A 21829-nucleotide genomic window follows, 5' to 3' on the forward strand; every position below is an offset into this window, starting at 1 on the left:
CGCATGTCAATCAACAAGCAAAGCGGCCAATTCTGGCCGCTTTGCTTGTTCGATGTAGCAATTAGGATGCTGCAATCAGACCCATGCTTTCCAGTTTCAGCAGAACCTGATGGGCGCAGTTGTCGACCTCGACATTTTCGGTCTCGACGCTCAGTTCGGGGTCCGCGGGTACGTCATACGGGTCCGAGATGCCGGTGAACTCTTTGATCTTGCCTTCGCGGGCCAGTTTATACAGTCCCTTGCGGTCACGGCGTTCGCATTCCTCAATGGTGGTAGCCACGTGAACCTCGCAGAAAGCGCCGAATTGCTCGATCTCTTCCCGGACCGCACGGCGGGTCGTGGCATAGGGCGCGATCGGGGCGCAGATTGCGATGCCGCCGTTCTTGGTGATCTCGCTAGCTACATAGCCAATGCGGCGGATGTTCAGGTCGCGGTGTTCCTTCGAGAAACCCAGTTCGGACGACAGGTTTTTCCGAACGATGTCACCATCCAGCAAGGTAACAGGGCGGTCGCCCATCTCCATCAGCTTGACCATAAGAGCGTTGGCTATCGTCGATTTGCCCGAGCCTGAGAAGCCAGTAAAGAACACCGTGAATCCCTGCTGCGAACGCGGCGGGAAGCGGCTGCGCAGTTCCTGTACAACTTCGGGGAACGAGAACCATTCCGGAATCTCAAGACCTTCACGCAAACGGCGGCGCAGTTCTGTGCCCGAGATGTTCAGGATGGTGACGTTGTCCCTGTCGAGTATTTCGTCGTTCGGCTCGTATTGCGCGCGTTCCTGCACATAGACCATGTGTTTGAAATCAACCATCTCGACGCCGATCTCATCTTGGTATTTGCGGAACAGATCCTGCGCGTCATAGGGGCCGTAGAAATCTTCGCCCTGGCTATTCTTGCCCGGGCCCGCATGGTCGCGGCCAACGATGAAGTGCGTGCAGCCGTGGTTTGCACGGATCAGCCCGTGCCAGACGGCCTCGCGCGGGCCTGCCATGCGCATTGCAAGATTCAGCAGTGACATTGATGTGGTCGAGGCCGGGTATTTGTCCAGTACCGCCTCATAGCAGCGAACGCGGGTGAAATGATCCACGTCGCCCGGTTTGGTCATGCCCACGACCGGATGGATCAGCAGGTTGGCCTGCGCCTCTTTCGCGGCGCGAAAGGTCAGTTCCTGGTGCGCGCGGTGCAGCGGGTTGCGGGTCTGGAATGCCACGATGCGCCGCCAGCCGACTTTGCGGAAATAGGCGCGCAACTCGTTCGGAGTGTCGCGGCGCGCGCGAAAGTCATAGTGGACCGGCTGTTGAATGCCGACCACAGGACCGCCCAGATAAACTTTGCCCGCCACGTTGTGCAGGTAGTTCACCGCCGGGTGGGCGTCATCATCTGCACCAAAGACTTTCTCGGCCTCACGCGCTTTGTCAGGCGTCCAGCGATCCGTAACGGTCATGGTGCCCAGAATGACGCCTTCCTGATCACGCAGAGCGATGTCCTGGCCCAATTCGATTTTGTCGGCAAACGCCTCGTCCACGTCCAGAGTAATGGGCATCGGCCACAAGGTGCCGTCGGCCAGCCGCATGTTTTCAACGACATTGTCGTAGTCCGCCTGGCTCAGGAACCCCTTGAGGGGGTTGAACCCGCCGTTCATCAGCAATTCCAGATCGCAGATCTGGCGCGGGCTCAGGTCCCAGCTGGTCAGATCTGCGGCTTCCACCTTCAGTTTCTGTGCTGAATCGTAGGACACGAACAATTCGGGGATTGGGGCCAGGTTACTTAACATCGTCATAGGAATACTCTTATCGAAGTGCTGTTTTGCCAGTGATTAAGGGGCGTTTGCCCCGGCTTTTGGGTGAAGTCCATATACCTTGGTGAAACAAAGGAAGATATGCGCGGTTTTTCCACGCAATGGAAGGATATTCCGGTTTGTGTGGCAAACTGCGAAGCTGGTTCCCGAGGCGGGCAACAATTCCACAGAATTGAGAGCGAGTGTTCTTATGCAGCAACACTGGCGTTCAGATCTGCGGCTTTGGGGACGGGCAGGGCAGGAATCGGGCGCGTCACGCCACGCAGGTCGAATGGGCGAACCTGCCGCATATCGCCGTCATATCCTGCCGCCAGCAATAACTCTTCCGAGACCAGAAGTTCGCAGCCCAGGGTTTTGGTTTCGGCCTCTAACCGGCTGGCCACATTCACGGTGTCGCCGATGATTGTACGGGCAGCGTGGCCTGCGGCACCGATTTCACCCAGAACAAGGTCCCCCAGATGCAGACCCATTCCGATGCGGATCCTAGGACTGCCCTCTGTTTCCAACTGCTGATTGAAACGCTGCAAGGCAAGGCTGATATCAATGGCTGCTTTCATCCCGGCACGCGCAGAGCTTCGCGCGTCGGCGGTTTCGAACACGGCCAACAGGCCATCGCCCATGTATTTGTCGACCACTCCGCCCTCAGCCGTGATCGCGGGAACGATGGCGTCGAAAAAGCGGTTCAGCAGGAAAACGATGTCATAGGGCAGTTGGCCAGCAGTGCGTGAGGTAAAGCCGCGCATGTCCAGAAACAGGACCGCCAATTGCCGTTCCTGACCCTGGCTTGCATGTGCCCGGTGTCGGGCGCCATCCGAGCGGAACATGCGAAACGCCGTGATCGGAGCCATCGGGCGGATTTGGCATGCCAGCCGGGCACCCGCCGGGGCGCTGACCGCAGCTAGGCTTCGGGCTTCGACCTCACCGGGTTTGGGCAGTTGATCCCCGCCCTCCTCGACAATCACGCGGCAGGTGGTGCAGCGCCCTTTGCCACCGCATAGCGCCGTGTGTGGAATGCCGTTGGCCTGGGAAATTTCAAGCAGGGTCATCCCTTTTTCGGCAACGACCTCAGGGCCTTGAGCGTACTTGACGCGCACGGAATGTCGGCGGCGCCACAGCTTGCGGATCGCAAATACCGCCAAGGATGCGCTAAGGGCCACCCAGAACGCCATGAGCGCATTGTCTTTTACGCTGAACAGCTGCTGGAAGTCTTCGGGAGAGGGCCAGTTGTAATGCTCGATATATTGTTCGCGCAAAAACGGGTCTGCAAAGTCAGCCCAGATCCGGCGCCCCTCCGTCAGCACCCCGGCAAGGGCAAATGTCGGAACAAACACAGCCAGACCAATCAGATATGGCACCAGCTTGGGCCACCAGCGGGTCAGCCGCAGCCACATGTGCAGTCCGATACAGCCATGTACCCACACCACCAGCAACAACAGGCTTTGCATCCAGACCGCGTAGCTGGGCCACATCAGAACGATGATATAGCCCATTTCATCGTTCACATCGTAGACCGTGTTTGCATAGCGCGTTTGCACGATATGCGAGATCAGCTGCAGTGGGATCAACAACCCCAGAACCATCTGCAACCCCGTGCTGAACGGCATGCGCAAAGTCCGGCGCTGGCTGATCGAGTACAGGGCTAACCCCGCGTGAATCAAGAGAGCAGCATAGAGAATTATGCTGCCGACATCGTGGCGTGTGATTACATGCCGGGCATCCTGCATGCCATGCAGGTAGTCCGTGTGAAACAGACCAAGGCCGATGTTGATGAAGTGAAAGAACGCAAAAGCGAACAGAACCAGGCCGCTGCCGATCCTCAGCCGGGTTGCCCACCCGCCTTGCCACAGAACAGTTTTCAATCAGATCACCTGCATTGGTCTCGCCTGAGGCCGAGTCTGATACGCCGCAGCCTAGCGGTCAAGCGCAGGTTGCGGATAGGGCGGTGTCCAATCCGTTGGCGGCGTATTCGCGCGGATCAGCGAAGGCGACGTATCGAACAGGACGATGTGGCCAAGTTCGGGGCGCGAGCGGGAGCTGTATAGCAACCCGTCAGCGCCTGCGTCACGCGCGCGGTCCGAGCACCGCCATGTCGGCGAGGTGCCCCGTTTGGCGTGAATGTCCTGCCAAACGACCGATGCCTCGCTCTGTCCACGTAAGTCGACCAGTTTTGCGCCTGTCACGGTTGCCCGTTGTAAGGCCCGTGGCGGATCGCCAGCCGAGACATATCGCCGAATGGCAATCCCGGCACCTTCTGCGCTGAGCGAGGCGTAAAGCGCCGTCTGCCCCGAATAATGAAAACGCCCCTCGGGCGCCCGGGCAGGGGCCAAAGGGGCGTCCAATTGTGTCAGAAACAGAATTCTCCAGACCGGGCCGGAGAATTCCAGCATCAGATCAATCCTGTTCGGCCAGGAAACGCTCGGCATCCAGTGCGGCCATGCATCCCATGCCGGCGCTGGTCACAGCCTGCCGGTAGATATGGTCCGTCAGATCCCCGGCGGCAAAAACACCCGGCACCGAGGTCTCGGTCGAACCTGGCTTGGTCACGACATAGCCGCCCATATGGCTTTCCAGTGAGTCCTTGACCAGTTCATTGGCAGGTGCGTGTCCGATCGCGACAAAAACGCCTTTGCAGGGGATCTCGGTGATCTCGCCGGTCTTCACGTTTTTGACGCGTACACCTTCAACGCCCAGCGGGGCATCGGTGCCGGTCACCTCTTCCAACTCGTGGAACCACAGGGGTTCGATTTTTTCATGCTTCAGCAGCCGGTCTTGCAGAATCTTTTCCGCGCGCAATTCATCGCGGCGGTGGATCAGAGTAACCTTGCTGGCAAAATTGGTCAGAAACAGCGCCTCTTCGACAGCGGTGTTGCCGCCGCCGATCACCACGATTTCCTGCCCGCGATAGAAGAACCCGTCGCAGGTGGCGCAAGCCGAAACGCCAAAGCCCTTAAATTTTTCTTCCGACGGCAGCCCCAGCCACTTGGCGCGTGCGCCAGTGGCCAGAATGACAGCATCAGCCGTATAAACGGTGCCGCTGTCGCCCGTTGCAGTGAACGGGCGTTTGCTGACGTCCAGATCGGTGATGATGTCGCCGATGATTTCACAGCCCATCGCCTTCGCATGGTCTTGCATGCGCACCATCAGGTCGGGGCCTTGAACCTCGGTGTCTCCGGGCCAGTTTTCGACCTCGGTCGTTGTGGTCAGCTGGCCGCCCGGCTCGATGCCCTGAACCAGAATCGGCTCCAGCATCGCGCGGCTTGCATAAACGCCGGCCGTGTAACCGGCCGGTCCCGATCCGATGATCAGAACCCTGGTGTGTCGTGTTTCGGCCATAGTACCCCCAACTCGATCTGCCTGATTGGGGCGCGTGGCCCCTGACGGATGGATATAGCGAGCGTCGCGCAGGGCTTAAACCCCCAACCTTTTGACAGGCAGCCGTGCATTTACAGCAAGGTGCCCAAAAAAAGAACATTGAAAATATAGAATATTGCGCAGGTGCGAAAGATAATTGCGCATTGGTCGGGTGCTGATATAACAACCGAAAAATTAGGAGCATTTCATGGTCGCGATACGGCTGGATGAGATTGACCGCAAGATTTTGGCAGAATTGCAGGCAGACGGTCGCATGACCAATGTCGAGTTGGCAAAACGCGTAGGTATTTCAGCGCCGCCTTGCCTGCGGCGCGTGCGTACGTTGGAAGAATCCGGGCTTATTCGCGGCTACCATGCCGATGTGAACTCACGCGAGTTGGGGTTCGAGGTTCAGGTCTTTGCCATGGTGGGGTTGGAAAGCCAGGCCGAATCCGAACTTAACGCATTTGAGGAACGCTGCCGCGAATGGCCGCTGGTCCGGGAATGCCACATGTTGAACGGCGAGGTGGACTTTATCCTGAAATGCGTCGCCCCCGACCTGAGTAGTTTTCAGCAGTTCCTGACGGGCGAGCTGCTGACCACGCCCAATGTAGCCAGCGTGAAAACATCGCTGGTTATTCGCGGCGCCAAGGACGAACCCGGCGTTCCCTTCGACGTTCTGGAAGAACGAATGAACCGGACGGCGTGAACATCATTCGCTTTTGATGCGGTTTTGACGGCGGCAGAAATGCTGCGACCGTCAATGATAGAACCCAACTAATTATCAGCTGCATAATGCCCCCACACTGCAGTTAGTTATTGTTTTCAGGCCGTAAGCGCGTCTACCTCACCGTCTCCGGCGCGCGGCAGAACCAGCGGGCCAAAATCGTTCAGCGATTCGATATGCGCGAACAAGTTCAGGTAGATCGACCTAAGCGATCGGCTGACCTGACGCACGGCGTTCACTCCCGGATGATAGGATTCGAATTGCAGGCCGTCGACCTTGATGACCGAGTGGCGTTTCAGGCAGATGTGAAACAGTTCAATCGGTGTCGGCGGCAGCGTTTCGATCACGCTCATACCGTCCTGGAACTCATGGACAGGGGTCAGAATTTCGGCCCCGTCGTGCAAATGGCGCAGATGCGCAGGTGCGCCCAGCAGACGTGCTGCGGGTCCCGCGATTACGCCGGACAGCGGTTTTTGCATGCCAAATGTATCGGCCATGATCCGAGTTAGCGGGCGTGTTCGGCCACGCGAATCCTCGCGCCCGGGAATCAGGGTCACCGACCCCTTCCACAACACGGTCTGCAGCGCGCCATCCTGTGTCAGAACCAAATCGCCCGGCAGCAGATCTTCGATCGCCAATGGGCCGTTTTCGGTTTCCACCAGGGATCCGCGTGTAAAGGCACAAAAGGCGTCTTCGAACATGGGCAATGCCGGGGCGATGTGGCGCGTTTGCGAAACATCTCCGTTTGGCATCAAGGTACTGACCTCATAGCGCCGCAACTGCGCCTTTGGTCTTGCTTTTGTCCTTGGGATTTCGCGCAGCATGGCCGAAGTTTCGACCGCGTTTCTGGCTGCGCGCGTCAAGGAATGTGGAATTGTCATTTTCATTCCGTCCCCTCTAAAATACCGTCCAGACGGGTAGAGCCCTCCGTACAGGGCAATCTGACCGGCGTTTTCTTTGTCTTTAATGAGAGAGCGACCATAATGCGCACGCCATTCCGGCGTCGCGACGCGATAAATTTCCGCTTTTCTTTGGTCAACACACTGACCCCCCAGACAAACTCACTAAAACGCAGGCGGAAATTACCTGCGCACACACACCCCTGAACATGGCCGCTGGAAATTTCAGCGGTTAGTCACACATCGGCCCGGAGCACCCCTCCGATGTGTGTCTTGACCCTTGGAACCGGCAGCATGGTTCCTTGGGCTTTGGTCAGCGTTGGCGTGCCAAGCGGCGCGCGACCCTGACCGAAGAACTGGAAACCCGTTTCCACGGCATTTCCGGTGCCTGCTCTCGCGTCGCCGCAACAACGGCGCTGAGAAAGCGAGATTTAACCTTCATGTTATTATTCCTGCTCGTATCAGGTTGAACACCCGGTTTCCCTTGTCGGATCACTGTGATGCGTCAATACGGCACCGATAAGGCTGATCCGGGGTTAAAGCAGCAAAGTTGAAGGTCGGCAGATCCTCTTCTTTCGGAATGCCTCGCACTGCTGGAAAATCACTTGATAAACATCTGAGTGCGGACAATAAAAATCAAAATGTCTCGACTCAAACAGACACAACAAATGTGGCAAAAAAGCGGCGATTTTGCCACAATTGGGGCGCGGGTTATAATTTAATGGCGGAAATCAGGCGGCCGTAATCGGCCTCTTTCGCGTGGGTTGAGCGGCGGTAGGAATAGAATCTGTCCGGGTCTGAATAGGTGCAGTGCCGCGTCCATTCGGCCTGACCCACGCCAGCTTGCCGCAACTTGTGCAAACCAAAGGCGGGCAGGTCAAACTGCAACCGATCCCCATTACCGTTTGCAAAGAACCTGAGATTATCGGGCGAATCCGCAGCGAATTCATCCAGGAAATCTGGGCCGACCTCATAGGCGCCTTGTGAAATAGTAGGACCAATGACAGCGACGGTGTTTTCCCGCTGCGCGCCCAATGCCTCCATCGCGTCCAGGGTTGCCTCTAATACACCGTCCAAAGCACCGCGCCACCCGGCATGCGCGGCGCCGATCACGTTCGCGTCAGAATCGGCAAACAGGACCGGTTGGCAATCCGCTGTCAGAATCGTCAGAGCCAGTCCCGGGGTTGCGGTGACAACCGCATCCGCTTTGGTTTTGTCGCCATTTATCGGAGCGTCCACCGTCAGAACAGTTGGGGAATGCACTTGATGCACGCCGACCAATGCGTCCGGGCTGACCTCCATAGCGGCGGCGACGCGCTGACGGTTCACTGCCACTGCTTCGGTTTGGTCAGACGAGCCATAGCCGCAGTTTAAGCCCGCGAATATTCCGGAAGACGCACCGCCTCGACGGCTGAAGAACCCGTGGCGGACAGGCGATAGGACGTCCGAGGTCAGAATTTCCAATGTCATGGTTCCAGTCCCGGTGGAGGTGCAGCATAAGAAGGATAGAGGCCCAGTACTTTGAACAGATTTCCCATTTCCTCGGGATGCGTCAACCGGCGATGTGCAGCAATGAGCGTCTCAAGCTCAGACCCGCCGAGTGGCGCAGCCAGCGCCTGTGCGCGGGGCGTGATGCCCAGCCGTTCCAGAAACATGCCCTGAGGTGTCAGCTTTGTATGGGCGCAACCGGCGGCGCGTGCGGCAATAGCAAGGGGCTCGAAATCTACATGCGCGGTCAGATCCGCCCGACCCGGAGCTTGCAGGGGATCAACAACTTCATGTGATTGCAAAGCTTGAAACGTGTCGCCCAGCGAATGCCAGTCACCGTAATCCACGATCAGACCCGCCCCGCCATAAGTGGCGATCCGCCCTGCGATCACAGTCAGGATCGGGATTGCGGCCGTGCAAAGTTCAACCAGATCGCCATCTTGGGTATCGGTCATGCGATCCGTTAGCGCGACCTGAGCTGTGTTCGGCCCCAGCCCATACGTCAGCGATTCGCCCTGCACACCGATCAGACGTTCGCACCAGCCATCGCCGTCACGTATGAACTGGCGGATTGGCAGGGCATCAAAAAACTCGTTCGCCACCAAAAACAGGGGGGCTTGGGGCAGGTCGGTGAGTGTATCGATCCAGCGCGGATTGTGACCGCTCAGCGATTGCGCCTGCCTGTCCCGCAGGGCAGGGGAGGCTTCGAACAAAACAATTTCTGCGACCTCGTGAAACCGGGATACGCTGCTGGTTGCGCGCAGGATATCCGCCATCAGAGTGCCGCGTCCCGGTCCCAGCTCGGCCAGAATGAACCTGTCCGGCTTGCCTTGATCCATCCAGCTTTGCGCCAGAGCAAGCCCGATCACCTCTCCGAACATCTGGCTGATTTCGGGAGCGGTGGTGAAATCCCCCTGCGCGCCCAGCGGATCACGGGTGGTGTAGTATCCAAACTTGGGGTTCAGCAGGCATTCGGTCATGAAATCGGCCACACTCATCGGGCCATTCAGCGCAATTTGCGCCAGTAGGTGATCCTTAAGGTTCATTGAGTGCGTCGCGCACGCAGCGCAAACCACAGGCCAAGTGCGATCATTGGCAGCGACAGCATTTGCCCCATGGTCAGGCCATAGCCGCCCACGTGCCACGCCAACCCCAGTGGATTCCCAGCCGAGACGAACTGTGCGTCTGGCTGACGAAAGAACTCAACGACAAAGCGTGAGGCGCCGTAGCCTGCCAGAAAAACACCCATCACCAGACCGGGCTTGTGAAACGCCCCACGCCGATAGGCCATCCACAGTAGAAGTGCGCCCAGCAACAAACCTTCCAGTGCAGCTTCATAAAGCTGCGAGGGGTGTCGGGCACACATCCCGGCAACAACACCCGGGCAATCCTGTGCGGCACCACCAGGAAAGATCACCGCCCATGGAACGTCGCTGGGTCGCCCCCAAAGCTCGGCATTAGTGAAGTTCGACAACCGCCCTAACAGCAGCCCAGGCGGGACAGCATGTGCGATCAGATCGGCCAAAGACAATACCGGCACCTGGTAACGCCGCGCATAGAGATAGGACGCAACGACAACCCCCAGCAGACCACCATGGAAGGCCATGCCGCCCTGCCAGATCATCAAAATCTCTAGTGGATGCGATAAGTAATAGGCCGGTTGATAAAACAGAACGAATCCCAGTCGCCCGCCGAGAATCACCCCAAGGATGATCCAGGTGATCAGATCCTCAAGTTGCTGCGGCTTCATCGGTGGTGTTTGATCAGGCCAGAGGGCCGGGCGCTTCAGCGCCGCAGTACCCAATCGCCATGCGATCAGAATACCGGCGATATAGGCCAGCGCGTACCACCTGAGTGCGAACTCCATCCCGAACAGCGAGATCGAGAAAACTTCGGGCGAAAGGTCGGGGAAATTCAGAACAGCCTGCATGTGCGTCTCATTGCCCGGGGTTAGCGGGGCAAGTCAACCTTGAGCCCGGGCCATTCTTTACCCATATAGAGACCAACCGCGATACCGGAGTAAAGCCATGCAAACCCGTAACAAGATTCTTGATGACGTTTCCCAACTGATGACCAACGCCATGGGCGTGGCCCAAGGCGCGAAGGACGAGGCCGAAAACGCGATGAAGTCGATGATCGACCGCTGGCTGGCCGACCGCGATTTCGTCACGCGCGAAGAATTTGATGCTGTGCGCGCCATGGCCCAGAAAGCGCGCGAAGAGAACGCAGCGCTTGAGGCGCGCCTTGCGACGCTTGAAGCCAAGCTGGACAAATAAGTTCCGCACACGCGAGATTTTGAAAAAAAGAAAGCCGCCGCGCAATCCACGCCGGGATTGTGCGGTGTTGTGTATTCTGACGTCTTGCCAAATTTAATCAAGACAAAGCTGGCGGTGGCACCAATATTTTGATCGCCGTTGCCGACTGTCCACAACTTATTGATGTTATCCCCAACAAATAGGGTTGCCAGAACCCTGCCAGCGGCGCACCATATCTAGTACAGGCAGACGGGGGAAGCCCGGCTTGTAGAGCAAGCAACTAGCGCTGGGGCGCTGCCAGCCCCTAAAAGGCTAGAGATTAGTGAGGTGGCATTATGGCCCTTTCCGAACAGTTTCTCGAAGAAGACCTTCATCCAATCGACATTGTTGAACATCTTGCCGAACACCACGACTGGGATTTCGACCGAATCGGGGATGATCAGATTGCCATGGCTGTCGAAGGGCAGTGGCGCACATACTCGATCACTCTGGCCTGGTCCAACTATGATGAAACGCTCCGTATGGTGTGTTCTTTCGAAATGGAACCGCCTTCCGAGCGCGAGAATGTGCTTTATGAGCTGCTCAACAAGATGAATGATCAGTGCTGGGCCGGTGCATTTACGTATTGGGCCAATCAAAAGCTGATGGTCTACCGGTACGGTTTGGTTCTTGCGGGTGGCCAGATGGCCAGCCCGGAGCAGATCGACACGATGATCACCGCCGCGGTTCTGAGCGCCGAGCGTTATTATCCCGCGATCCAACTGGTAACCTGGGGCAACCGCGATCCCGAGGATGCCATGCAGGTCGCCATTGCAGAGGCCTACGGCCGCGCGTAAAGATTTGCCCCAAACCGGATAAGGAGAGGGGCAATCATGGACATGTCACGCGTCGCCGAGCAGGGGCTGGTTCTTCTGGGGTGCGGTAAGATGGGTTCGGCCATGCTCGCCGGTTGGTTGGAGCATGGCCTTCCTACGTCAGCCGTCTGGGTAGTCGACCCGTATCCTTCGGATTGGCTGAAGGCGCAGGGCGTCAATATCAACACTCCATTACCCGAGGCCCCGGCGGTCGTTTTGGTGGCCGTCAAGCCGCAGATGATGGGCGCGGCGCTGCCAGCGATCAAAGCACTGGGCGGAGGCGTCAGCCTTTTCGTGTCAGTCGCAGCGGGCACATCCATCGCCACGTTTGAAGCTTTGTTGGGTGAAGGCACCCCAATCGTGCGGGCGATGCCAAACACACCGGCGGCGATCCGGCAGGGGATCACAGCATTGATCGGCAATACAAACGCCTCAGACGCCGATATAGCCCTAACGGAAAACCTACTATCCGCAATCGGAGACACAGTTCGTCTTGAGAACGAGGCGCAGATGGACGCGGTGACCGGGCTTAGCGGTTCGGGTCCGGCTTACGTTTTCCACCTGATCGAAACGCTGGCAGCGGCAGGACAAGCACAGGGCTTGCCGCATGATCTGGCGATGAAGCTGGCCAAATCGACCGTGGCCGGGGCAGGGGCTTTGGCCATGGCGGCCGACGAAGACCCCTCGCAATTGCGCGTCAACGTGACGTCGCCCAACGGTACGACGCAAGCAGCGCTTGAAGTGCTGATGCATGAGGAAGAAGGTTTCCCCGATCTGCTGCACCGCGCCGTCAAGGCCGCAACTGAGCGTTCCAAGGAGCTGTCCCGTGAGTGAGATTTCATTCGACGATTTTCTGAAGGTCGACATCCGGGTCGGTAAGGTCGTCCGCGCCGAGCCTTACCCAGAGGCCCGCAAGCCTGCGATCAAGATGTGGATCGACTTTGGTGACGAAATTGGCGAGCGCAGAACCTCGGCCCAGATAACGGCGCATTACGATCCGGCGACGCTTGTGGGCAAGCAGGTGATGGCCGTTGTCAACTTTCCGCCGCGCCAGATCGGCAAGTTCATGTCCGAGGTTCTGGTGCTGGGCCTGCCCGACGACAAGGGTGAGATCCTTCTGATCGGCCCGGATGGCGAGGTTCCAACCGGCGGGCGGATGCACTGATGAAACTTTTGATCGCACGCCCCATGACCGCCGCTGTCGAGGCGCGCGCCCGCGCCGAATTCGACGTTGAAATCCGCAGCAGCACGTTGCCAATGTCGCCCGACGAAATGCCGCGCGCATTGGCTGAGTTCGATGTGGTGGTCCCGACGCTGGGCGATCAGTTTTCGGCCACGATTTTTGCTGAAGTGTCGCAGCCACGCTGCAAACTGCTGGCCAATTTCGGCGTAGGGTACAATCATATCGACGTCGCAGCCGCGCAGGCCGCAGGGATTCAGGTCTCAAACACGCCCGGCGCTGTTACCGATGCCACTGCTGATATCGCGATGACCTTGCTGTTGTCGACCGCACGCCGCGCAGGCGAGGGGCAACGGCTGGTCCGTTCGGGCAACTGGCAGGGCTGGCATCCGACCCAAATGCTGGGCCATCACGTGAGCGGCAAACGGGTTGGAATCTTAGGGATGGGCCGTATTGGTCAGGCGATTGCATGGCGTTGCCATTTCGGTTTCGGGATGGATGTGGCGTATCAGTCACGCAGCCCGAAAGAGGTGGAATTTCCCGCAGAAAACATACCGGACCTGAAAGAACTGGCCGCTGCAGTCGATTTCCTTGTGCTCGCCGTACCCGGCGGTGCGGAAACGCGCCACCTGATCAATGCGCCGGTGCTGGAGGCGATGAAACCTTCGGGCATCTTGATCAACATCGCGCGTGGGGAAGTTGTGGACGAATCCTCCCTGATTGCTGCCCTGCAATCCGGTCAGATCGCAGGCGCGGGCCTTGATGTGTATGAGTTCGAACCCACCGTTCCGCAGGCCCTGCGCGATATGGAGAATGTGACGATACTGCCCCATCTTGGCACAGCGACCGAAGAGGTGCGCACTGATATGGGGAATATAGCGCTGGACAACGTTACAGCTTTCGTCGCTGGGCGATCTTTGCCGAATCCAGTCTAGCGCCCGACGGCTTCACGCCAGTGTTTGCGGCAGAGCGAAACATAAGTTTCATTGCCGCCGATCTGTACTTGCGCGCCTTCGGTGATGGCGTTGCCGTGTTCGTCCTGACGGATGACCATCGTCGCCTTGCGGCCGCATTCGCAAATGGTCCGCACTTCGCGCATCTCGTCGGCCAGCGCCAGCAGGGCAGCTGAACCGGGAAACAGGCGGCCCTGAAAATCCACGCGCAAGCCATAGGCAAGGACAGGCACCCGCAGGTCATCCACCGCGCGGGCCAATTGCCAGACTTGCTCTTCGGTCAAAAATTGCGCCTCATCGACAAAAACGCAGGTGATGTTCCCTTTTTTCAGGCGCTGTTCAATCATCGCAAAAACGTCGGTTTCGGCGGCGAACGTGTCCGCATCAGCCGATATGCCGATCCGCGACGCAATCCTGCCAACACCGGCCCGGCCATCAAGGGCCGCGGTCATCAAATAGGTGTCCATCCCCCTCTCACGGTAATTGTGCGAGGCTTGCAGCAACACGGTCGATTTTCCCGCGTTCATCGTCGAATAATTGAAGTATAACTTTGCCATGGATCGGGTCTAAAACGCCTGTCCTGTTCGGGCAAGCCATCAAAAGTCATTAATAAGCGACGTCGCCGTCATTGTTGCAGAGGTCGAGCGTAAGCCCATTGGGGATGGAATCCCCCGCCTCAACAACAGCGACGCCGTCGGCCAACATGTGGCCTAACCGTAGCGGGACAAGAATACCGACCCGCAATCACTCATTACCGGCATTAAATGCCGCCACTCACTCACAAAACCCCCGCATATCTGAGGGATAGCCAACATATGACATTTCAATTATGAATCGAGTATGGGAATTTTCTTTTCCCTTTCCCCCGCAATGGCAGATTTAGTGGGGCGTGCAGGCAGTAAAGGTAAAAACATGGCAGATATCGGGGCCTACCTGAAAAAACACACTGAAGCGCTGGTTAAAGACGTGGGAATCGAATCCGCGTGTGAGATTACAGGCAAATCCAAAGCCACGTTGGGCCGTTATTATTCTGACAATGTCGAACATACTGATCGGTTCATGCCGGTCGATGCGGTGGCGCGGCTTGAGGCAGTGGCAAACTTCCCCCACGTCACCTCGGCGCTGGCCGATCTGAAAAATATCACCCTGTCCTATGACGGGCGCAATGACGACAGCCCCCGTACTGGCGGAGTGAATTCCGACGTCATCGCGCTGAGCCAGCGGTTTGCGATGCTAATGACCGAATATCAGTCGGCAATCGAGGACGGCATCATCACGGTGAACGAAGCCAAGCGCCTTCTGAGGGAAACCAGCCAGCTGCAACAAGTTCTGCTGGATATGAAGCTGCATCTGGAAGAGGAAAGCGTAAGCTGACGGCGGTTTGCTTTCTTTTCGCTACGGTCAATTGCCTCTCGCATGGGGATCAGGCGACAAGCTATGTTTAATTTCCATACGCCCAAGCTTCCTAAACCTCTGAATCTTGACCTTGCCTTGCTGAACGGCGGTGGGTCATGTCCGAGCCAGTTCTATGGCCAAACCCATGACGAACGAGATGTTTATGTTCGCTACCGAGGCGGCCGGCTGAGGGTTCAAATTGCCGAAAAGCCCGGTGCCGACCCCGCCAGCGCCGAACCGATTCTTGAGGCAGATGTTGGCCCGATCTTAGACGGGACGATTTCGCTGAGGCAGTTCTGCCACTATTTTGGTGTCACTGTTCAGGGTGTTCTACCCACGGAAACCAGCCCTGATGCAGACAGAAACACTGACTTGTCCGGCGAAACAACTTACTTTCGAGCTTACTTGGATCGGATCACGCTCGAAACGTCTCGGGTAATTTTGAAGGTCTGTACGCAGGCTTTTCCAAATGCGATGTTGGTGCGTCCGGTCTTGGATGAAAAGTTCAAGCTGAAAGAGTTGGCCGAAGTGACCGCGGACGTGACCGATGACGCTGTCTGGCTGATTGATGGCGCGAAGAGCGTTGCTGACATCAAAACAAGTCCTGGCCGCTACGTTTTGCCAACAGAGGGGCAACTCCAAATCTATTTGGGATCCGTACTTTGGAAATGGCCACGCCCCCGGAACTCGAGCAGAGGCTGTGAGCTTGCCTCTCAGGATCTGGGACGAAAGCTGATTGTCGCTGGTTTAAGGGGAATGCCCAAAGATGAAGAAGTGGCGTTTTCCAGTTTTCAAATTTCGGCACAATTCCCGACGTCGGATAGTGTGGCACGGGCCGGGCTTTCCGCACTAGGTGATGCGCTGAAAGCGGTATTGCCCGAAGTTGGTTTAAAGCAGGTCAATTTGGACACGGATCAGGTTGTAGCGACGTTCACTCGGCCACTAGACCCAGCCTTGTACCAATGGTGTAAGTCAGGGCCAAACCGTTGGTTGGAAGTAACACGTGAGAGCCGCGACGGACCTTGGCTTGGTGTTTGCCCCGAGTGATCTCGGCATATCACCCGTGCCGTTTTACAATCACCGATCCAACCGAATACCCTGCACCGAAGGAACAGATCAGACCGACATCCCCATCCGTCAGATCATCCGAATACTTGGAAAACGCGATGATGGACCCGGCCGAGGACGTGTTGGCATAATCCTGTAGGATGTTAGGCTGTTCGCTTGCTTCGGGCTCGCGGCCCAGCACTTTCTTACCGATAAAATCGTTCATCGTTTTGTTGGCCTGATGCAGCCACAAGCGTTTCAGGTCATCGCTGTTCACGCCTTCCGCGTCCATGTGATCCGAGATGTGCTTGCTGACCATTGGCAGCACTTCTTTGAAGACTTTGCGTCCGTTCTGCATGAACTGCATGTCACGACGGTCGACCACCCCGTCAGGGCGTGAACGGCGCAGGAAGCCGTTGTTATTGCGGATATTGTTCGAGAATTCGGTCGCGCAGCGTGTCGACAGGATTTCGAAATGCGGACCCTTCGCGTCTTCGATCCGTTCGATCAGGGTGGCAGTGGCCACGTCACCAAAAATGAAATGACAATCGCGGTCGCGCCATTCCAGATGTCCTGAACAAATCTCGGGGTTCACCACCAATGCGGCACGGACCGAGCCAGAGCGAACCATGTCTGCGGCGGCCTGAATCCCGAAAGTGGCCGAAGAACAGGCGACGTTCATATCAAACCCGAACCCGTTGATTCCAAGCGCTTGCTGGATTTCGATCGCGACGGCGGGATAGGCGCGTTCGTGGTTAGACGCTGCGCAGATCACCAGATCAACGTCCTGGGCGCTGCGCCCGGCCTGTTCCAGTGCCTTTTTACACGCGTCCACGGCCATCTCGGTCATGATGCCCGGCTCGTCATCGCCACGCTGACGCAACAAGGGATGCATCACGTCAGGGTCCAGAACACCGTCCTTGTCCATCACGTAGCGTTTCTCGATACCCGAGGCCTTGAAGATGAACTCTTCCGACGAATGCTGCATCGGCTCAATCTCACCCGCCGCGATTGCGTCTGCGTTTTGGGCGTTCATCTTGTCGGCATAGGTGTTGAAGGCCGTGACAAGTTCGGCGTTGGTGATGACGTTTTCGGGGGTGAAAACACCTGAGCCGGTGATCGCGGGCGTGTACATGATAAGACCTGAATGTTTCGGATTCGCCCAAAATGCAGTCATACAAGGGTTAGATCAAGAGACGTTGACCCAAGGGAATGTCAAAGTTTGCGCTGAAATCCACTTCGCATCTTGAATAGTTCATATTTCGAAGTATATGCGAGGCCAAAGTCACAAACGGATTCAACGATGCCCCATGACGACAGTGCGCTGGTCCGCTGCCTCAGCCCAGAAGTGCAGGCGATGATGGGGGTCTATGCGCTCTACTGGAAACTGGAAGAAAGCCTTGACGCACTAGAGGTCGGGCTGAGCCATCAGGAATGCCATATGATGGTCAAGCTTGAGCGACCCAAACGCATGGGCGTTTTGGCTGCAGACATGCTGACGGTGCCGTCCACCATCACGTCAACGGCTGACGCGCTAGAAGAGGCCGGATACCTGACCCGCCAGCGCGATCCGGAGGACCGTCGGGCGTGGTTGTTGGTTCTGACCGACAAGGGGCTTGAGATGCGGCAGGTTCTGATGTCCGAGGCGGGGGATCTGTTCCGCCGAGCCTCTGGGCTGGATGCCGACGAAACTGCCGAATTTGCACGACTGGCCCGGAAGATCCGGGAAAACATAATGAAAACAGGAATTCCTGAGGGATTGAAGAAATGAAACTCTTCACTGTACTGAGCGTCGCTCTGACCGTGTTCGCCACCTCCGTTTTGGCGCAGGGTAACGCCAAACCCGTAAAACTAATGATGGTTCAAGAGACATCGCCCGGTTTCTCGCGCCAATTTTTTGGGCGCGTCGCTGCACGGCAGACAGTCGATCTGGCCTTTCAGGTTTCCGGGCAAATCGTGGAAATGCCGGTGACCGAAGGGTTCGTGATACCCAAGGGTGAGCTGATTGCACAACTAGATCAGGAACCATTCCAGCGCCGCTATGACCGCGCTGTGCTGCAAATGGATCAGGCGGATCGTACCGTGGCCCGTCTTTCCCGTTTGCGCGGAACCACAGCCAGCCAGGTGGCGGTGGATGACGCGGAAACCGAAGCGCAACTGGCAGATATTGCCGTCCGCGATGCAGAATACGATCTGGAACATGCAACACTGACCGCGCCGTTTGACGCGCTGGTCTCGCGCCGAACGGTCGAGGCTTTCACGACCGTAAACGCAGGGGCGCCCATCGTGCGTATCCACGACATGTCCGAATTGCGGATCGAAGTGGATGTTCCGGAAATCCTGTTCCAACGATCGGGTCAGGAAGATGACATCACGATTACGGCGAAGTTTCCAACCAGCGACGAGGTCTTCCCGCTACAGATACGGGAATTTGACGCCGAAACCTCGAGTGTGGGTCAGACTTTCCGCATCCAATTTGGTCTTACACCTCCCGAAGGATTGCAGATTCTGCCGGGTTCGTCGGTGACCGTGAATGTGAAGGTCCAGGACGCCCGGACAGGTATCGTTGTGCCCGCAACGGCCATCATTTCGGACGCTGAGGGCGGTCTGGGCGTCATGGTGTTTTCACCAGTTGGGGCCGATGAAGGTGCCGTCCAGCTTGTGCCGGTTACCATCGAACCCACACAGACCGGCGAAGTCCGTGTTCTGACCGGGTTGAGCGATGGTGATGAGATCGTCGTCGCGGGTGGCAGCACTTTGACAGATGGCCAAGCCGTTCGCCGCTTTGTCGGCTTTGCAAACTGAAGGGCGGATCAATGAACATTGCGCGCGCATCTATTGATCGCCCGATCTATACGTGGCTAATAGTCCTGATCGCTCTGTTTGGTGGCGTCTGGGGTTTCCTGTCGTTGGGACGTCTGGAAGATCCGGCTTTCACCATCAAAAACGCGGTCATCGTGACCCAATATCCCGGTGCAACCGCTGAACAGGTGGCGCTGGAGGTATCCGAGCCACTGGAATCCGCCATCCAGCAAATGGGCGAAGTTGAAACAATCACATCCGTGAACCAGCCTGGTCTTTCACTGATCGAAGTTGAGATCCAATCGACATATGACGGAACCGAATTACCTGAAATCTGGACCAAGCTGCGCGCCAAGGTGCGTGATACGGCCCGCAGTCTGCCCTCCGGAGTGCAGGCGCCGCTGGTCAATGACAGGTTCGGCGACGTGTTCGGGCTGTTCTATGCTGTAACAGCGGATGGGTTTTCAGACGCTGAAAAACACGAACTGTCGACCTACTTGCGGCGCGAATTGCTGACCGTCGAAGGCGTCGCAGACGTAGAAGTGATGGGCCTGCCGCAAGAGGCGATCTTTGTAGAGCCCGATCTGGCCATCTCGGTGAACCAGAATGTGCCACTGCAGTCCCTCAACGAGGCCATTGCCAATGCGGATTCGGTGAACGCTTCGGGCTCGGTCCGCTCAGAGAATGACCGCACGACCATCCTGACTGCCGAGGGGTCGGACAGTGTCTCAGCGATTGCGGGATTGTCAGTTGGCTCGCAAGGGCAGGTGATCAACCTGTTTGATATGTCCGACGTGTATCGTGGTCGCCAGACCGACCCCGAGGTGATGATCCGGTTCAACGGCACTGAAGCTTTCACTTTGGGCATCGCGGGTCTGTCCACCGAAAACATTGTCGAGGTAGGCAAACGCGCGGATGCAAAATTCGCCGAGCTGGATTCGCAAATCCCGTTTGGCGTCGAAATCCTGCCGATCTACCAACAGCACGTGGTGGTCGAGCAGGCCTCGAATGACTTTCTGGTAAATCTCGCCATGTCCGTGACCATTGTGGTTATCGTACTCGCGGTGTTCATGGGATGGCGCGCGGCGGTTGTTGTCGGCTCAACCCTGTTGCTGACCGTGGTGGGAACGCTGCTGTTCATGTCGATGTTCTCAATCGAGATGGAGAGGATCTCGCTGGGTGCGCTGATCATCGCGATGGGTATGCTGGTGGATAACGCCATCGTTGTGGCTGAGGGTATGCAGATCGCGATGCTGCGCGGAAAAAACTCGCGCGATGCCGCGGATGAGGCTGCTTCCAAGACGCAAATCCCGTTGTTGGGCGCGACCGTCATCGGGATCATGGCCTTTGCAGGGATCGGTCTTAGCCCTGATGCGACGGGCGAATTCCTGTTCTCCCTGTTTGCTGTAATCGGTATCTCGCTGCTGCTGAGCTGGGTGCTGGCTTTGACGGTGACACCGATGCTGGGCCACTATTTCTTCAAGCAGGGTGAGGCAGGCGCCGTGGATGCCTATGGCGGGATCATGTTCCGTGTCTACGGCAGCATCCTGCGCTGGGCGCTCCGGTTCCGCTGGCTGGTTGTTGCCGGTTTGATTAGCGTCACTGTTGCCTGTTTCGCCGGGTTTGGACTGGTCAAACAGCAGTTCTTCCCGGATTCGAACACGCCGCTGTTCTTCGTGCACTACAAACTGCCGCAAGGTACGCCCATCGCGCGAACGGCCGAGGATATGGCCGTATTCGAGGAATGGCTGGACAAACGCGACGATGTCGTTGCCGTCACCACATTTGTCGGGCAGGGGGCAACCCGGTTCCTGTTGACCTATTCGGCAGAGAAACCGAACCCCAGCTATGGCCACATGATTATCCGTACCGAAACTTTGGACGACATCCCAGCATTGCAGGCTGATCTGGCGGCCTTCGGCTCGGCTCAATTCCCAGAAGGCGAGTTTCGCACCAAGCGTCTGATCTTTGGCCCTGGCGGCGGTGATCCGATCCAGGCCCGGTTCTCGGGCAGTGATCCGGCCGTTCTGCGGCAGCTTGCGGACGAGGCGATTCAGCGGATGCGCGGTGCGTCCGAGAACGCTTTGCATGTCTATCAGGACTGGCGTGAGAAAGAACTGGCGGTTCAGCCCATCTATGCGACAGAACGTGCGCAGACTGCCGGTGTCACCCGTGAAGATATCGCCGGGACGCTGCAATTTTCGACCGATGGTGTCAGGGCAGGTGTCTTCCGGGAACGCGACCGCCTGATCCCGATCATCATCCGCCGCCCTGCGGACGGAGATTACTCGATCGTCGATCAGGTCGTGTACTCGGACCAGTCCGAAAAGTTTGTGCCAATCGAACAGATGGTCGACGGGTTCGAGTACAAATCGCTCAACACGCTGGTTCATCGTCGTGACCGGGTGCTGACCATTACCGTCGGCGCCGAAATTCCGGCGGGTCTGACGGCGGCTCAGGTTCATTCGGAAGTGCGCGCTACCATCGAAGAGATGGAGTTGCCCGCAGGGTATCGCATGGAGTGGGGCGGCGAGTTCGAAAATGCCGGTGACGCCAACGAAAGCCTGGGCCGTCAGTTACCGGTCAGCCTGCTGATCATGGTGCTGATTTCGGTGCTGATCTTCAACGCCGTCCGTCAGCCGATCATCATCTGGCTGTTGGTACCGATGTCCGTGAACGGTGTCGTTATCGGCCTGCTGGGCACGGGTTTGCCGTTCACATTCACGGCGCTGCTGGGGTTGCTCAGCCTGTCGGGGATGCTGATCAAGAACGGCATTGTTTTGGTCGAGGAGATCGATCTGGTCCGCGAAACCGGCAAAGGCCTGCGCGAGTCGATTATCGAAGCCTCGGTCTCACGTCTGCGCCCCGTGATGCTGGCCGCGATCACCACAATTCTGGGCATGGCGCCATTGCTGACGGATGCGTTCTTCAAGTCCATGGCGGTGACGATTATGGGCGGCCTGGCCTTCGCGACAATCCTGACGATGGTCGCAGCACCCATCTTCTACATGATCTTCTTCGCGCGGGATGAAAAGCGTGAGATGAAGACAGCGCAAGCCTGACAAAGTCTACCAGCATGC

22 protein-coding genes are annotated in these 21829 nt (G+C 57.5%); 11 read left to right on the plus strand and 11 right to left on the minus strand.

Going from position 1 to position 21829, the window contains the following annotated elements; all coding sequences use genetic code 11:
- Positions 1-61: 61 nt before the first annotated feature.
- From DS906_RS09060 to trxB, 4 genes are all read right to left on the minus strand, one after another.
- Positions 62-1780 carry a bifunctional sulfate adenylyltransferase/adenylylsulfate kinase gene (locus DS906_RS09060; protein WP_113789854.1) on the minus strand — a complete coding sequence of 573 codons (1719 nt, stop codon included), beginning with the start codon at positions 1778-1780 and terminating at the stop codon, positions 62-64.
- Positions 1781-1986: 206 nt separating this feature from the next.
- Positions 1987-3657, minus strand: coding sequence for an adenylate/guanylate cyclase domain-containing protein (locus DS906_RS09065; RefSeq protein WP_113789855.1), 1671 nt, complete (start codon positions 3655-3657; stop codon positions 1987-1989).
- Between the two features lie 51 nt (positions 3658-3708).
- On the minus strand, positions 3709-4185 hold the full coding sequence (locus DS906_RS09070) for an RES family NAD+ phosphorylase (protein ID WP_113789856.1): 477 nt from the start codon (positions 4183-4185) through the stop codon (positions 3709-3711).
- 4 nt (positions 4186-4189) lie between these two features.
- Positions 4190-5131 carry a thioredoxin-disulfide reductase gene (gene trxB / locus DS906_RS09075; RefSeq protein ID WP_113789857.1) on the minus strand — a complete coding sequence of 314 codons (942 nt, stop codon included), beginning with the start codon at positions 5129-5131 and terminating at the stop codon, positions 4190-4192.
- 226 nt (positions 5132-5357) lie between these two features.
- On the opposite strand from trxB, the gene DS906_RS09080 reads away from it, so the two are divergent.
- Positions 5358-5858 carry an Lrp/AsnC family transcriptional regulator gene (locus tag DS906_RS09080; protein ID WP_058275538.1) on the plus strand — a complete coding sequence of 167 codons (501 nt, stop codon included), beginning with the start codon at positions 5358-5360 and terminating at the stop codon, positions 5856-5858.
- 116 nt (positions 5859-5974) lie between these two features.
- Here the strand turns inward: DS906_RS09080 and DS906_RS09085 are convergent, their stop codons facing one another.
- From DS906_RS09085 to lgt, 5 genes are all read right to left on the minus strand, one after another.
- Complete coding sequence (locus tag DS906_RS09085; RefSeq protein WP_113790034.1) at positions 5975-6757, minus strand: Hint domain-containing protein; 783 nt, start codon at positions 6755-6757, stop codon at positions 5975-5977.
- A gap of 331 nt (positions 6758-7088) precedes the next feature.
- Entirely contained in the window at positions 7089-7217 is a 129-nt protein-coding gene (locus DS906_RS22625) for a hypothetical protein (protein WP_255415383.1), read from the minus strand.
- A 269-nt stretch (positions 7218-7486) separates the two neighbouring features.
- Positions 7487-8245, minus strand: a complete 759-nt coding sequence (gene pgeF, locus DS906_RS09090) for a peptidoglycan editing factor PgeF (protein WP_113789858.1) — start codon at positions 8243-8245, stop codon at positions 7487-7489.
- The gene (locus DS906_RS09095; protein ID WP_113789859.1) at positions 8242-9309 is read right to left on the minus strand and encodes a class I SAM-dependent methyltransferase; all 1068 of its coding nucleotides are present in this window, start codon (positions 9307-9309) and stop codon (positions 8242-8244) included. The genes pgeF and DS906_RS09095 overlap by 4 nt, the downstream gene beginning before the upstream one ends.
- Positions 9306-10193 carry a prolipoprotein diacylglyceryl transferase gene (gene lgt / locus DS906_RS09100; RefSeq protein WP_113789860.1) on the minus strand — a complete coding sequence of 296 codons (888 nt, stop codon included), beginning with the start codon at positions 10191-10193 and terminating at the stop codon, positions 9306-9308. The genes DS906_RS09095 and lgt overlap by 4 nt, the downstream gene beginning before the upstream one ends.
- Before the next feature lie 97 nt (positions 10194-10290).
- Between lgt and DS906_RS09105 the strand changes: the two genes are divergently transcribed.
- The 5 genes from DS906_RS09105 (at position 10291) to DS906_RS09125 (ending at position 13487) form a co-directional block, all read left to right on the plus strand.
- Positions 10291-10539 carry an accessory factor UbiK family protein gene (locus DS906_RS09105; RefSeq protein WP_113789861.1) on the plus strand — a complete coding sequence of 83 codons (249 nt, stop codon included), beginning with the start codon at positions 10291-10293 and terminating at the stop codon, positions 10537-10539.
- A gap of 314 nt (positions 10540-10853) precedes the next feature.
- Positions 10854-11354: a YbjN domain-containing protein gene (locus DS906_RS09110; RefSeq protein WP_058275545.1), complete on the plus strand. Its 501-nt coding sequence runs from the start codon at positions 10854-10856 to the stop codon at positions 11352-11354.
- Between the two features lie 36 nt (positions 11355-11390).
- Entirely contained in the window at positions 11391-12206 is an 816-nt protein-coding gene (gene proC / locus DS906_RS09115; protein WP_113789862.1) for a pyrroline-5-carboxylate reductase, read from the plus strand.
- On the plus strand, positions 12199-12537 hold the full coding sequence (locus DS906_RS09120; protein ID WP_113789863.1) for a tRNA-binding protein: 339 nt from the start codon (positions 12199-12201) through the stop codon (positions 12535-12537). Before proC ends, DS906_RS09120 begins: the two co-directional genes overlap by 8 nt.
- On the plus strand, positions 12537-13487 hold the full coding sequence (locus DS906_RS09125; RefSeq protein WP_113789864.1) for a D-glycerate dehydrogenase: 951 nt from the start codon (positions 12537-12539) through the stop codon (positions 13485-13487). The genes DS906_RS09120 and DS906_RS09125 overlap by 1 nt, the downstream gene beginning before the upstream one ends.
- Here the strand turns inward: DS906_RS09125 and DS906_RS09130 are convergent.
- The gene (locus tag DS906_RS09130) at positions 13484-14062 is read right to left on the minus strand and encodes a thymidine kinase (RefSeq protein ID WP_113789865.1); all 579 of its coding nucleotides are present in this window, start codon (positions 14060-14062) and stop codon (positions 13484-13486) included. The two genes, DS906_RS09125 and DS906_RS09130, sit on opposite strands and share 4 nt — an antisense overlap.
- 355 nt (positions 14063-14417) lie before the next feature.
- Between DS906_RS09130 and DS906_RS09135 the strand changes: the two genes are divergently transcribed.
- Together DS906_RS09135 and DS906_RS09140 are read left to right on the plus strand one after the other, a co-directional pair.
- Entirely contained in the window at positions 14418-14879 is a 462-nt protein-coding gene (locus DS906_RS09135; protein ID WP_058275729.1) for a hypothetical protein, read from the plus strand.
- Positions 14880-14942: 63 nt separating this feature from the next.
- The gene (locus tag DS906_RS09140; protein ID WP_113789866.1) at positions 14943-15947 is read left to right on the plus strand and encodes a hypothetical protein; all 1005 of its coding nucleotides are present in this window, start codon (positions 14943-14945) and stop codon (positions 15945-15947) included.
- Between the two features lie 10 nt (positions 15948-15957).
- Here DS906_RS09140 and DS906_RS09145 read toward each other — a convergent pair whose 3' ends face one another.
- Positions 15958-17082, minus strand: a complete 1125-nt coding sequence (locus DS906_RS09145) for a beta-ketoacyl-ACP synthase III (protein WP_113789867.1) — start codon at positions 17080-17082, stop codon at positions 15958-15960.
- Positions 17083-17250: 168 nt separating this feature from the next.
- On the opposite strand from DS906_RS09145, the gene DS906_RS09150 reads away from it, so the two are divergent.
- From DS906_RS09150 to DS906_RS09160, 3 genes are read left to right on the plus strand one after another with little or no spacing between them, the layout of a single operon-like run.
- On the plus strand, positions 17251-17718 hold the full coding sequence (locus DS906_RS09150) for a MarR family winged helix-turn-helix transcriptional regulator (RefSeq protein WP_233494740.1): 468 nt from the start codon (positions 17251-17253) through the stop codon (positions 17716-17718).
- A complete protein-coding gene (locus DS906_RS09155; RefSeq protein ID WP_113789868.1) occupies positions 17715-18752 on the plus strand; it encodes an efflux RND transporter periplasmic adaptor subunit in 1038 nt (345 codons plus the stop codon). Before DS906_RS09150 ends, DS906_RS09155 begins: the two co-directional genes overlap by 4 nt.
- A gap of 11 nt (positions 18753-18763) precedes the next feature.
- On the plus strand, positions 18764-21811 hold the full coding sequence (locus DS906_RS09160; protein ID WP_113789869.1) for an efflux RND transporter permease subunit: 3048 nt from the start codon (positions 18764-18766) through the stop codon (positions 21809-21811).
- Positions 21812-21829 lie beyond the last annotated feature (18 nt).

It is taken from the genome of Ruegeria sp. A3M17, from assembly GCF_003318255.1.
Lineage (GTDB): Bacteria > Pseudomonadota > Alphaproteobacteria > Rhodobacterales > Rhodobacteraceae > Ruegeria.